Consider the following 13661-nt stretch of genomic DNA (forward strand, 5'->3'; position numbering starts at 1 on the left):
CGCCGTTAGACTCCGCACGAGACACCGCACCAGCCCCTTCTGCCAAAGGAACACCGATGACCCGTTTTGCCGCCCCGATTGCCGAACAAGTCTGGGATATGAAATACCGCCTCAAGGAGGCAGATGGGACCCCCGTCGACCGCTCTGTCGAGGATAGCTGGAGGCGAATCGCACGCGCCCTGGCCTCGGTCGAGGAGGACGCGGATCACTGGGAAAACGAGTTCTACGGCGCGCTGGAGGATTTCAAGTTCCTGCCCGCCGGGCGGATCACCGCCGGCGCCGGGACCGGCCGCCGTGTGACCCTGTTCAACTGCTTCGTCATGGGCACGATCCCCGACAGCATGGCCGGCATCTTCGACATGCTGAAAGAGGCCGCGCTGACCATGCAGCAGGGCGGGGGGATCGGCTATGATTTCTCCACCATCCGGCCGCGTGGCGCGGATGTGAAGGGCGTGGCGGCCGACGCCTCTGGTCCGCTCAGCTTCATGGATGTCTGGGACGCCATGTGCCGCACGATCATGTCCGCCGGTTCGCGCCGCGGCGCGATGATGGCGACCATGCGCTGCGATCACCCCGATATCGAGAAGTTCATCGAGGCAAAAAGCGATCCCGCCCGCCTGCGCATGTTCAACATGTCCGTGCTGGTCACCGATCCCTTCATGGAAGCGGTCAAGGCCGATGGCTCCTGGGATCTGGTCTTTGAAGGCAAGGTCTATCACACGCTGCCCGCGCGCGAGCTGTGGAACAAGATCATGCAGGCGACCTATGATTACGCCGAGCCGGGCGTGATCTTCATCGACCGCATCAACAAGGCCAACAACCTGAACTACTGTGAGACGATCGCGGCCACCAACCCCTGTGGCGAACAGCCCCTGCCGCCCTATGGCGCCTGCCTGCTGGGGTCGGTCAACCTGGCGCGGCTGGTCACCGATCCTTTCGGAGAGGATGCGGAGCTGAACCTGGAGGCGCTGGACAAGCTGGTGCGCATGGCGATCCGCATGATGGACAATACCGTCGATGCTTCTGGCTTCCCGCTGGAAGCCCAGGCGCGCGAGGCCGAGGCCAAGCGCCGCATCGGCCTGGGCGTCACCGGGCTGGCAGACGCCCTGCTGATGCTGGGCCTGCGCTACGGCTCGGATGAGGCCGCCGAACAGACCGAAGCCTGGCTGCGGGCCATCGCGCGCAGCTCCTACCTGGCCTCTGTCGACCTGGCCAAGGAAAAGGGCGCCTTCCCGCTGTTCGACAAGGAGGCCTACCTCGCCTCCGGCACCATGCAGACCATGGACGAGGACGTGCGCGAGGCCGTCGCCGAACACGGCATCCGCAATGCCCTGCTGACCTCCATCGCGCCCACGGGCACGATCAGCCTGTTCGCGGGCAACGTCAGCTCCGGCATCGAGCCGGTCTTTGCCTATGAATACACCCGCAAGGTGCTTCAGAAGGATGGCTCGCGCACCGAAGAGAAGGTCGTCGATTACGCGGTGAAGATGTGGAAGGACCTGAAGGGCGACGCGCCGCTTCCGGAGTACTTCGTCAACGCCCAGACCCTGGCCCCGCTGGAGCACGTCAAGATGCAGGCGGCGGCGCAGAAGTGGATCGACAGCTCCATCTCGAAGACGATCAACTGCCCCGAGGACATCAGCTTCGAGGACTTCAAGGAAGTCTACATGGAAGCCTGGGACACGGGCTGCAAGGGCTGCACGACCTACCGCCCGAACGACATCACCGGGTCCGTCCTGTCGGTCGAGGAGACCAAGGAAGAGGCCAAGCCCGCGATGCCGGAAGAGGGCGGCGAGATCGTCTACATGGCCGATCCGCTGGACCGTCCGCAGGCGCTTGAGGGCAATACCTACAAGCTGAAATGGCCTGACAGCGAGCACGCGATCTACATCACCATCAACGACATCGTCATCGGCGGTCATCGCCGGCCCTTCGAGGTCTTCATAAACTCCAAGAACATGGAGCATTACGCCTGGACCGTGGCGCTGACGCGGATGGTCTCGGCCGTGTTCCGGCGCGGGGGTGACGTGAGCTTCGTGGTGGAAGAGCTGAAGGCGGTCTTCGATCCGCGCGGTGGGGCCTGGATCCAGGGCAAGTACATCCCGTCGATCCTGGCAGCCATCGGCGGCGTGATCGAGCGCCACATGGTGGCCACCGGCTTCATGGAAGGCGAGGGCCGCGGCCTGAAGGAGGACCCGGCGGCCAAGGTCGTGGGCCTGGAAGAAAGCGGCTCCGGCGGCACCGCCATGAACCGCGGCAAGGCCTGCCCGAGCTGTGGCCAGTATTCCCTGCAGATGGTCGAAGGCTGCATGACCTGCACCAGCTGCGGACACAGCAAATGCGGGTGAGGGGGCTTAGGCTGTAGTAGTCAGAGAAAGCAGATGAATGCGCAAACGAAAGCATAAGTCTGCGCAAGGGGTGTCAAGGGTGAAACGTACCGCCTGGTGCCCCTGGGCTACTCTCTGAAGGACGGTGATAGAGGCGCCGGGGCAGACGCTCCGGCGCCTTTCGCGTATGAAGGGGATGCGCGGTTCGTGGCGTGAAGGTGCGGATCTTGCGGAGGGCCGTTGTGCTCTCCCTGTATGAGCCTGGGCATGGTCCAGTGGGGGTGGCTTGCGATGGTGAGCCCCTGGACACGAGGTCGCTTGGAAACGGTGGGAACTCCGATGAAGACCATGAAGCCGACGCATGCTGTCGCTACGATCCTCAGCCGATATCAGCGGCGGAGAAATTGACAGGTGCCCGTCACAGCAACAGATGTCTACGCCGACACCCTTGCTCGCGTCTGGGGAGACGACGTTGACATCGACCCGGTCGAACGGGGCCTCATCCATCAAAAGCGCCAGAAGGTGATTTCCGGCCGAAGACTGGTCATCCTTCTTGTCCGCCACCAGCGTGAGATCAGACCTGAGTGACGCCTCCAGGGGGCTTCCTGGGGTGCTGGGCTCAACACCAGCTACGAATACACGAAGCGTCATCGCTCTTGGGAGCGAATGGTCTGCTTCAAGGGGTCATAGTCACCGCTCACGTCCTGCGCTGCATGATGATCTGTCCTCGAAGGGCGGCGATCGGACGTTCGCTGAGCTTGAAAACCTGTGGCCGTCAGCCGCAAACATATCGAAAACATTTTTCTCAAAGCGGCCAGTTTGCGGACGGAGCTGACAGCTACTTCGCGCTGGACCTTTTTCACTGATATATTAGTGTCGATCACGGACATATGACTTAGAAAGAGTTAGAAATGAGTGCTTTATCGCTGTCCCGGTTGCCCCCCCGATCTCTGAGACAGTGGCTCTGGCAGCTTGTTCTTGTGATCATGGTTGGAGTGTGCTGCGCAGGTTTCGCGAATGCTCAATCAGTGCAGATTGGGTCGGAAGCCGAAGCCGATATTCCGAGCGCCCCGACGAATTCGCCCCTGGCCCCGCTGCCGCTCGACAGCCCGCGCGCGGCGTTCGGCAGTTTTGAAGCCCTGTCTCAAAACGCGGTCGGCTCTATCCTGGAGGCAATCGATGTAGCCTCGAATAATGACGCCTTTTTCGACACCGCTGAGGTCAAAGCGCTCAAGGCCGCGGGAATGAGAGAACTGATGGCGGCGGCGCAGACCCTAGATCTTTCCGACGTCGCGCCCGAAAGCCGCCGGACCGTCGGGCTGGATGCCGTTTTGCTCCTGAACGAGATACTGAAGCGCATCGATGTGCCCGATATCTCCGAGGTGCCGCTGAACGTTGAATCCGGGCCCAACAGTGACCAGCCGAGCTGGACCCTGCCAGGAACCGAGATCCGCATGGTCGGCTTGCCGGATGCCAACGGAAGCCTGCGCTACAAGTTTTCGTCGGACACCGTTGAGCGCTTGCCAGAGTTCTACGATCGCGTGCGTTATCTGCCTCAGCGGACTGGCAGCGAGATCGACTTTTACAGAACATTCACCCTCGGCCCGGGGCTTTCGGCCCCCATCGAGCTTTACAGCTACCTGACACGCCTGCCGCCCGCGTTCCTGCGCGACTACGCTGGACAGGCAGCCTGGCAGTGGCTGGCTTTCGGCAGCCTGACGCTCATTCTTTTCGGGGCGAGCGCGATCCTCCTCCTGCGGGTCTTCGGGCGTTCGGCAAGGGGCTCGCATTTGCCTCGCGCCATAGCGCTTCTGGTCGTCGTGCTTCTTCTGTGGGCCTATGAGTGGGTGAATGATGAGATGATCAATACGACCGGTCAGCTTCAGGCCGCGATCGAGGTGACTGTGCTTGTGCTGAAGGGGGCGACGCTGGCCTCTCTAGTCATACTGATCTTCAGTAGTCTGGCGCGGATGGTGCAGACCGTGCCCGGCAGCCGGCGCGCGGGTCTGGACGCAAGTCTTCTCAGGCTGGCGATACGCGTGGTAGGTATCATCCTGGCCGGGTTCATTCTTGCCACCGTCGCCACGCGGCTGGGCATGCCGCTCTACGGTGTCGTCGCCAGCCTTGGGGTTGGTGGTCTGGCATTGGCCCTTGCCGTCCGCCCCACTCTGGAGAACTTCATCGGCGGGTTGATCCTCTACGCGGACCGCCCTGTCGCAGTCGGTGAAATGTGCAAGTTCGGCGGGGTCCAGGGCACCGTGGAAGCGATCGGTTTGCGATCGACAAAAATCCGCGCGATCGACCGGACCTTGATCACCGTGCAGAATTCCGACTTTGCCGAGATGTCGATCACCAATTTCTCAAGGCGGGACGGCAATCAGCTTCAATTCGAATTCGACATGCGTCCCGATGCCGGCGGATCGCATTTGCTTCAGACGATCAACGAGGTCGCCGCGAAACTCCGCGACGATCATCGCATCCAGAAAGACAGCGTTCGTGTTCTGTTGCGCGAAATGCCAACGGATGCCCTGAGATTGGAAGTACAAGCACAGTCTCTGATTGCGAACTGGACGGATTTCCTCGACATGCGGCAAGAGCTTCTGCTCGCGCTGCGTGACATGCTGAAAAAGAGCAACGTCGTCCTGAACGACGGTGACATCGTGGAAAGCTGAGCATATCGCAGTGCCAGAGGAGGCCCCCTTGTCAGCCACGCAGCCACCGCCCTCATCCAGCTCCGCCCCAAGTGCCCGACGCAGTCCCTGGGCGCAGGAGTGGTTTCTGGCCGTCACCCTGGCGACCGTTCTGGTCTTTGCCCTCTTCGACGAGGCCATCTCGCCGCTGGTACAGATGCCGTTCGGCCTCATCGGGATTCTTTCCGTGCTCTTCTTCGTCGTCATGGGCACGGCAATCGGGGTCGTGCGTCATGCAGAGGCCATAGCAGAGCGTCTGGGTGAGCCGTTCGGCACCCTTGTTCTGACGCTATCGATCACAGGGATCGAGGTCTGCAGCATCACCGCCGTGATGTTGCACGGTGAGAACAATCCCGATCTCGTTCGCGACACACTCTTCTCTGTGATTATGATCGTCCTCGGTGGGATGATCGGCACCGCGCTTTTGCTCGGCGCGCTCCGCTATAAGGAGCAGGAGTATAACTTGCAGGGCGCAAACGCCTATATCGGAGTCATCGTCCCGCTAGCGGTCTTCACGCTGATCCTGCCAGACGTCACCACCACGACCACCGGGCCGACCCTGTCGACCATGCAGAAAGTCATGGTTGGCGCAATGTCGGCGGGCCTCTTCGTGGTGTTTCTGGCGCTACAGACCGGGCGCCACCGGGCGTACTTTTCGACGCCGGAAGAAAACCGAGAGAGCGGTGAGCATGGCGCATCGGACGACCAGTCTTCGCTTCTGCGCCACCTCCTTATGCTGATTGTCTACATTGTGCCCGTGGTCTACCTTGTGGAGAAGTTGGCGACTCCGATCGACTACGTGATCGAGACCCTACATGCGCCACAGGCATTAGGCGGCGTGATCATGGCCATCCTTGTCGCCACGCCCGAAGGGGTCGGCGGCGTCAAATCGGCACTTTCTAACCGCCTTCAGAGCTCAATCAACATCTTTCTCGGGTCTGTTCTGGCCACGATCGGTCTGACGGTGCCAGTGATGCTGGTCGTCGCAAGCATGCTCGGGCTGGATCTTAACCTCGGCCTTTCGCCGACACAGATGGTGCTTCTCATCACGATGCTGGCCGCCTGCATCATTACATTCTCCAGTAGGCGAACAAACCTTATGCAAGGCGCTGTTCATCTGCTGCTATTCATGGCCTTCATCCTGTTGCTTTTTCAATCGTAATGCCAAAACGACGACCCTTCCATGAACTTACTTTTGGGACGGGGCTACTATATTTTCAGTGTCCGTTTATGGCAGCGTCAGCCCAAAGGCGGCACCGCTGATAGCGGCCCCGAAGCTGTCATTGCTTGGGCACGCCGGATGGCCGCTTAGTCCCGGATAGCAAACCTCCGACCGCAACTTGCAACCGGAAACTCGGCAAACGGTAGCTTTGGCTGGACGCGCTGCACCTGACTGGGCCGGAGTTAGAGGTCTACACTAAGCCGTTCTTAACGCCCAGCGACGCCCGGCGGCCCAGACTTTGCAAAGGGTGCTTTCTTCACAGTGCCGACCTTGGTGCGCGGCTTGGCATGCGGGTTTCAGTTGCTAGGCTCAAGACCCATAGCCAGTAGATGACGATAGCGGCGAGAGCGATGGCCGAGAGGAAGACCTTGGGGCACCTGTCGTATCGCGTGGCCACCCGCCGCCAGTCCTTGAGCCTGCCGAACATGATCTCGATCGCTGCCCGGCAGTGCATTGCGGAGCAATGTCACGAGAGGGGCGGTTGCGCCGCTTGTATCGGCGCTTGTCGTATTTCACCGGCGTCTTCCGTTGTTTCCGGCCGGGGATGCAGGCGGGTATCCCCTTGTCTTGCAACGCTTCCCGAAACCAGTCGGCGTCGTAGCCGCGACCGCCGAGCAGCCAATCAACATCCGGCAGTCTGTCGCAAAGAGCCCGCGCACCGATGTAGTCGCTCACCTGCCCGGTAGTGACGAACAGGTTGAGTGGACGTCCCTGGATGTCGCAGATGGCGTGCAATTTCGTGTTCCGTTTCCTAATCCCTCAACCCCCTTGGTTCGTCCGGTCAGGCGACCGCGCCCCCCTTTTTGACACCCAGACTGGACGCCGTGCGGTGAGCCTTCAGGTAATTGCGCAGGCTCACTCGAGCGCATGGCGTTCGCCTGCTCACGTCGATCATTACGGTCTTCTTCTGGCCGTGCTCGGCAACCAGTCCCGCCATCATCTTCGCGAAGATGCCCTGTTCGTGGCTTCTCTCGGACCGATGGCGTTCAGCCACTCACCTCCACCGCTTCGAACGATTGTAGAGCGTCTTGTGGGGGCCGTATGCGGCAGAGGCATCGCGCACCGCAAGCCGTTAGGATTTATGAAGATAATCCCACTCAACACGCGCCGATCATCAACGCGCGGCTTGCCATGGGACTTCGGGAATTAGGGCCCTAGACGCGCCATCTGCGCATCGCTCAGCCAGAAGAGATCAGACATACTACCGCTCGATTTGCGTGCGGTGAATAATGCCCTTCGGCTCAAATCAATGGGTCCTGAGCCTAGCAGTCCGGGTCCTCTCAAGTTGGGCCGAAGTAGGGCTGGAACACTGACCTTTTAGCCCTATTGATTTAATTGCCAGCGCAATCATTTGCTGCCAATCTTCTCGCAGGAACGTTCAAAAACCGGAGATCCCGTTATGCGCTGCCTGCCTTTTCTCGCTCTTCCTGTCGTGCTTTTCGCCTGCACCGAGGCCGAAACCGAAGCCCTGATCGAAGATCCGTCAGCCTTTTCCTGCCGGGAACGCGCTGTTGCCACGATGTCCGTGGGCTTCGAAGAGACGGTGGCTCGTCCGCTCAACACCGATATCTTCGGGACTCAGAACTACGAAGTCGGCGCGGCTGGCCAACGCTTCCGCTGCACCCTGAATTCCGACGGCAATATCATCCTCTTCCGGCGCATCTGACGGTGCGTCCGGAGCCGTGTGTCGGCACAGCTGAAGATCGGACATGACAGAGCAACCTGCCCGGACCTCCAGTTCGAACAAGGCGATACGGCGCGGCGCCTGGAGCGCGTTCGCCATCGTCTCCATCTTCTTCCTGTTCGAGTTCGTTGCACGGATTGAACCGTCGCTGGCATCTGGCGAAATCGCCGGTTGGTTTGGTCTGACCAATGGCGGTTTCGGCACGTTGTCGAGCGTATTCTTCTGGATCTATGCCCCGATGCAGCTTGTCGTAGGGCTGGTCCTGGATCGTTACGGGCCACGCCGGTTTGTCTTGCCCGCCATCGTGGTCTTGTCGGCGGGTGTCGCGCTCTTTGCCGCTACGTCGAACCTGTTCCTCGCAGGCCTCGGACGGTTCCTCACGGGCCTTGGCGCATCCTTCGCTTTCGTGAGCGCCTTGTACGTGGTGAACCACTGGTTCGCCCCATCTCGGTTTGCCGTGCTTTCCGGTGCTGTCAATGCAATCGGGATGCTGGGAACAGCGATCGGAGCTGTCGCGCTCACGGGCATCATCGAGGTCGTGGGGTGGCGCACCGTGTTCTTCGCCAGCGCCGCAGCCGGTGTCGTCCTGTTTCTTGCCGCGGTTTTCCTGTTGCAGGATGCAGAGGATCTGACAGCCGAAACCCTGCCTTTTTTGGCGCCACTCAAGCGCGTCGTTCGGGAAAAGCGTGTGTGGTGGATCGCCATCCTCGGAGCGCTCTACTACATGCCGGTGAATGTCTTTGGGGGCCTCTGGGGCGAAGCCGAACTGACAACCGATCACAGGCTGACGGCCGTGAATGCAGAGACCGCGGTTTCCATGATTTTCTGGGGCATGGCGGTGGGTTCGATGGCGGCGGGGTGGGTGTCCGACCGTATCGGGCACCGAAAATGGATCGTCGCATCCAATGCCACCCTCGCGGCCGTTTTTTACAGCGTGGCCATCTACTCTGGAAGCGTATCGCCCGTCTTCATTTCAACGATGCTTTTCATGGGTGGCTTGATGGGCGGCGCTCAAATGCTCACCTTTGCAATGGTGAAAGAGGGGCAGGCAAAAGACGTTAGCGGAACCGTGATCGCCTTCACCAACATGATCGGCATTGGGGGAGCGCTGATCTTTCAGCCACTTACCGGAATGATAATCGACATGACCGGCGGCGTGTTCGGAATTGCGTTGTCGATGATCCCGCTCAGCCTGCTCGCCAGTTCGGCCATGGCACTGGCTCTGAAAGAAAAGAGACATCAAGATCATATGGATAAGACAGTATAATGAGCCCCCGCTTTTCTTCGCGCCACAGCATCTTAAGCGAGTGCGGCGAGCGGCGAGAATTTCAGCTGTCTCAACTAGTCCAAACCTCGGGTTTCGAGCGCTGAACAGTGATAAAAGCGATCTTTTCTGCAGGCACGAGTATACGGCTGGGTATCCAGCGCGGGATCAAGTTGTCTGTCCGTTCACCAAGCGCAAAGCAGACAACCATTATCGGTGCGACTCTCCACCGGCGGACCGTGCGCGAGAGCGCTGGACACAACAGCTGTCCCATCGCCCGAACGACCTAAGCTTGCGTGAAACCTGCAAGCTTCCAGACACTGTCTTCGCTGGGCCCAATCAGCTGTTCGTCAGGATGTTGCAGACGCCATGCCCTCTGACAGCAGGTTCTTGGCGACATCCATCGCCTCTGTGCGAGTGACTGCAATCCTCAACGGAAAGCCCCAGAACTTGGAGAAGACCGCGCCGAGAGTCTTGAAGGCCAGGCGCTTGGCGCCGCTCGGCTCAATCACGATCATCGCCAGCACTAGCGTCCGCAGCTCGGCCTTGTGCTTCTTCATCCAAAGCGTGGTGCGCTTCTTTTCCTCCTGGCTGTGGTCGTGGTCTTCCTCTTCTGTCGGAGCATTGTCGCTCAGGATCACGAAGGGGGCGCCGCGCTTCAGGCAAAGCTCCAACGCCGCGAAATCCGCGTCATGGTCGTGATCGGGCGCTTCGTCATAGCTCATCCAGACAAGCGGGAAGTTCGTGATATCCAAGGGCATGGGCCGTCTCCTGACGAGAATGGATGGCTTCAGGACGGGCGAATGTGCCGCCACATGAAGATAAGCGCGACAGCCGAGGACGAGCATCGCCGGGTCGATCGCGCGCCTCACAGCAATAGGCCTGCCGGCGCATGGCGTCATTGCGCAATCCAGCCACAATATGTTTCAATCCGGCCTGATCTGATAAACCAGAGGTCTGAGATGGATCTGGACGCCCGTCGTGAGTGGCTCGCCTATGTCGATGAGATCCCGCGTGCGCTGGTGGCAGCCAATGCGGTCGCCACCCTTGACGCGCTGGAGCAATCGCCCCGGCATCACCATCAGAAGGCGCAACTGCTTTTTACGGTGCGTGGCGTCGTCAATTGCGAGGTCGATGGCGCAGTCTGGATCGTACCGCCACAATGCGCCGTGTGGATTCCCGCCGGGCTGCCGCATTCCGTTTTCGGCTCTGGCGAGGTGGAGTGCCTCTCTCTGTTCATTGATCCTCCCGAAGCCCCGAACCTGCCGAAAGACTGCTGCACGATCACGGTGTCGCGGTTTTTCCGTGAGTTGCTGATGCGGGCGAACGCTCTGCCGGACCTCTATGACGTCGACGGTCCGGATGGCCGGATCGTCTCCGTTCTCTTCGATGAGTTGGCTGCGGCGCCGGTCGAGGACCTCTGCCTGCCCATTCCTGGCGATCCGCGTCTGAAGAAGCTTACCGACCTGTTGATCGCGGCGCCTGCGGATCATGCGAGCGTCGCGGAGTGGGCGTCCCGTGTCGCGCTCAGCGAGCGCAGCCTGAGCCGTCTGTTGGCCGACGAGCTGGGCATGAGCTTCGGCCGTTGGCGCCGGCAGTTGCATATCGTGCTTGCCTTGCGGCGGCTGAGCGCTGGTCAGTCGGTTCAGACCGTCGCCATCGATCTTGGCTATGAAAGCGCCAGCAGTTTCGTGACCATGTTTCGAAAGATGGTCGGCAAACCGCCAAGCCGCTATCTGCTTGAGCGAAGTCGTTTGCGATAGGGCGGGGCGATAGGACCTACCGAGTGTCGTCGGCAATCACGGCTTGGCATATGCTCCGGCCTGGCCCGCGCCCAGAAGATTGACGTTCGGGATACCATTTGAGAAGTCATGGGAACCGCGCGGCGTGAGATCCGTTAGGCAAATAGAAATTATTTCAAAACGAAAGTTCCTGTCATGACCGATCATCCCTCGGAGCGCCCCGACGGCGAACACTCTGCCACCCGACAGGATCGCGAGACGCCGTTTTATGACCATGCGACCGGGGGCTGGGGCTCGCTCAGGAGCGTGGCGCATATCTTTTCCGAGAAGCCCTCGGCTGTGGCTTTGAAGATTCTTGGCGATCTGAATAAGCCCAGGGGGGTAATGTGCAGCTCCTGCGCCTGGGCCAAGCCGGCGGAACCGGCGACCTTCGAGTTCTGCGAAAACGGGGCGAAGGCGACGCTTTGGGAACTCGACCGCAAGAAGGTCGGCGCTGAGTTCATGGCCGATCATACGGTTTCCGAGCTGAAGACATGGCATGATCACGACCTCGAGTCCTCGGGCCGTCTGACCGAACCGATGCGCTATGATACGGCGCGGGACCGCTATGTTGCTGTCAGCTGGGAGGAGGCCTTTGCTGGGATCGGCAAGGCCCTGCGCGCCATGGATCCCAAGGAGGCGGTGTTTTACGCCTCGGGGCATGCGGGGCTGGAGGCATCGTTCCTCTATGCGCTCTTCGCCCGCGCCATGGGGCATCAGAACCTGCCGCAATCCTCAAACATGTGTCACGAGACCACCTCGGTGAACCTCAAGACCTTCATCGGCACGCCCGTCGGCACCTGCACGCTGGAGGATTTCGAACATTGCGATGCGATCTTCTTCTTCGGGCAGAACACCGGCACGAACAGCCCGCGCTTCCTGCACCAGTTGAAGGCGGCCGTGAAGCGCGGCTGTCGCATCGTGACGTTCAACCCGCTGCGCGAGCGCGGTCTGGTGGAATTCATCGATCCGCAGGACCCGCTCCAGATGGTGACGGGCAAGTCGACGCAGATCTCGGAACGCTACTACCAGGTTAGGCCCGGCGGCGACATCGCGGTGCTGGCGGGCTTGATGAAATGCGTACTGGCGGCCGAGGACTCCGCGCCCGGCACCGTGCTTGACCATGACTTCATCGCGGCCGAGACCGAGGGCTTTGACGAGACCGTTTCGGCGGTGTGCGCCGCGTCCTGGGAGGAGATCGAGCAGCAGTCCGGCCTGACCCGCGCGATGATCGAGGAGGCGGCCGATATCTACCTATCTGCGGACCGGGCCATCGGCATCTACGGGATGGGGCTGACCCAGCACGTGAACGGGTGGCTAAACCTCGGGATGCTGTGCAACCTTCTGATGATGCGCGGAAACATGGGCAAGAAAGGCGCGGGGATCTCGCCGGTAAGGGGCCATTCCAACGTGCAGGGGCAGCGCACCGTGGGCATCGGTGAGAAGTCCGCGCACATGCCTGCGGACAAGCTGCGCACCCTTTTCGGGATCGAGGCGCCGACCGAAAACGGCCTGAACGCGGTTCACGCCTGCGAGGGCGTGTTGGACGGATCGGTCAAGGCGATGGTCTCTCTGGGGGGCAACCTCATCCGCGCGCTCCCCGACCGGCAGCGGATGGAGGAGGCCTGGCCCTCCCTGCCTCTCACCGTGCATATCGCAACGAAGCTCAACCGCTCGCATCTGGTTCCGGGACAAGAGAGCTACCTGCTGCCATGTCTTGGACGTACCGACGAAGACATCCAGGCCTCCGGTCCGCAGGTGGTGACGATGGAGGATTCACTCTCTCACGTCTCGGCCTCCGTCGGGCAGGCAAAGCCGCCGTCGCAGCACGTTCTGTCGGAAACCGCCATTGTCGCGCGCTTGGCCCAGGCGACGCTCGACCCGAACCCCAAGCTCGACTGGGACGGCTGGGTTGAGAATTACGACCGCATTCGCGATCTGATCGCGGCCTGCTTCCCCGGTGACTTCGCCAATTTCAATGAACGCATGTTCGAGCCGGGTGGGCTTTATCGCGGCAACCCGGTGCGCGACCGCAAGTGGGAGACCGAAAGCGGCAAGGCGCAGTTCACCGCCCCCACGACGTTGTCGGCCCTGGGGCAGGCCCCGGGCGCGCGGCAGATGACGCTGATCACGTTGCGCTCCAACGATCAGTTCAACACGACGATCTACGGATACTCGGACCGGCTGCGCGGTCTTGAAGGGTGTCGCATGGTGCTGCTGATGAACCGTGACGAGATCGCCCGTCTTGGTTTCGAGGAAGGGCAGGTGGTGTCCCTGTCCTGCGCCATCGACGACGGGGTGGCGCGGCGTGTCGACGGGCTGACGGTGACCCCCTATGACCTGCCGCCGGGCTGCGTGGCGGGCTATTACCCGGAACTCAATCCGCTTATCCCCTTGGCCTACCACGAGAAGAACTCCGCCACACCCGCCTATAAGGGCACGCCGGTAGAAGTGCTGTCCTGACGGCGCGAGGAACGGGAGCCGACGCCGGAGCAGGTATCCCAGGCGCTGGTGGTGACCGGCGCTGAAACCAGCGTGTCAGGCAGAGGGGGCGGGCTTGTCGATGTGTGTGGCCTCATCTTATCTGGAGGAAGATTCCTGCCCGGAACGGAGCTGGGCATGAGGGCGATCGGATCGACGTTTGCGGCCAATTGAGGTCGCGACCAACTTCAGTCAAACGTGATGGCATTCAC

Annotated in this window: 8 protein-coding genes and 1 pseudogene; 7 read left to right on the plus strand and 2 right to left on the minus strand. The window is 61.0% G+C overall.

Translation table 11 applies throughout. The annotated features are described in order from the left end of the window. The first annotated feature begins 56 nt into the window (after positions 1–56). The 3 genes from HCZ97_RS08445 (at position 57) to HCZ97_RS08455 (ending at position 6179) form a co-directional block, all read left to right on the plus strand. Complete coding sequence (locus tag HCZ97_RS08445) at positions 57–2348, plus strand: adenosylcobalamin-dependent ribonucleoside-diphosphate reductase (protein WP_167688262.1); 2292 nt, start codon at positions 57–59, stop codon at positions 2346–2348. A gap of 1007 nt (positions 2349–3355) precedes the next feature. Next, entirely contained in the window at positions 3356–4999 is a 1644-nt protein-coding gene (locus HCZ97_RS20815) for a mechanosensitive ion channel domain-containing protein (RefSeq protein ID WP_217701752.1), read from the plus strand. A gap of 28 nt (positions 5000–5027) precedes the next feature. Next, the gene (locus HCZ97_RS08455) at positions 5028–6179 is read left to right on the plus strand and encodes a calcium:proton antiporter (RefSeq protein WP_217701753.1); all 1152 of its coding nucleotides are present in this window, start codon (positions 5028–5030) and stop codon (positions 6177–6179) included. 379 nt (positions 6180–6558) lie between these two features. On the opposite strand, the pseudogene HCZ97_RS20445 reads toward HCZ97_RS08455, so the two are convergent. Beyond that, positions 6559–7439: pseudogene (locus tag HCZ97_RS20445) on the minus strand (IS5 family transposase); the annotation flags it as partial. Between the two features lie 199 nt (positions 7440–7638). Here HCZ97_RS20445 and HCZ97_RS08470 point away from each other — a divergent pair. Together HCZ97_RS08470 and HCZ97_RS08475 are read left to right on the plus strand one after the other, a co-directional pair. After that, entirely contained in the window at positions 7639–7905 is a 267-nt protein-coding gene (locus HCZ97_RS08470; RefSeq protein ID WP_167688266.1) for a hypothetical protein, read from the plus strand. A gap of 43 nt (positions 7906–7948) precedes the next feature. Next, the gene (locus tag HCZ97_RS08475; RefSeq protein WP_167688267.1) at positions 7949–9190 is read left to right on the plus strand and encodes an MFS transporter; all 1242 of its coding nucleotides are present in this window, start codon (positions 7949–7951) and stop codon (positions 9188–9190) included. 347 nt (positions 9191–9537) lie between these two features. Here HCZ97_RS08475 and HCZ97_RS08480 read toward each other — a convergent pair whose 3' ends face one another. Next, positions 9538–9948 (minus strand): hypothetical protein, encoded by a 411-nt coding sequence (locus tag HCZ97_RS08480; protein ID WP_167688268.1) that lies wholly within the window; start codon positions 9946–9948, stop codon positions 9538–9540. A gap of 201 nt (positions 9949–10149) precedes the next feature. On the opposite strand from HCZ97_RS08480, the gene HCZ97_RS08485 reads away from it, so the two are divergent. Both HCZ97_RS08485 and HCZ97_RS08490 read left to right on the plus strand, forming a co-directional pair. Further along, positions 10150–10950: a helix-turn-helix domain-containing protein gene (locus HCZ97_RS08485; RefSeq protein WP_167688269.1), complete on the plus strand. Its 801-nt coding sequence runs from the start codon at positions 10150–10152 to the stop codon at positions 10948–10950. Between the two features lie 174 nt (positions 10951–11124). Beyond that, positions 11125–13431 carry an FdhF/YdeP family oxidoreductase gene (locus HCZ97_RS08490; RefSeq protein ID WP_167688270.1) on the plus strand — a complete coding sequence of 769 codons (2307 nt, stop codon included), beginning with the start codon at positions 11125–11127 and terminating at the stop codon, positions 13429–13431. The last annotated feature ends 230 nt before the right edge of the window (positions 13432–13661 follow it).

This window comes from Pseudooceanicola sp. HF7 (assembly GCF_011806405.1).
GTDB lineage: Bacteria > Pseudomonadota > Alphaproteobacteria > Rhodobacterales > Rhodobacteraceae > Pseudooceanicola.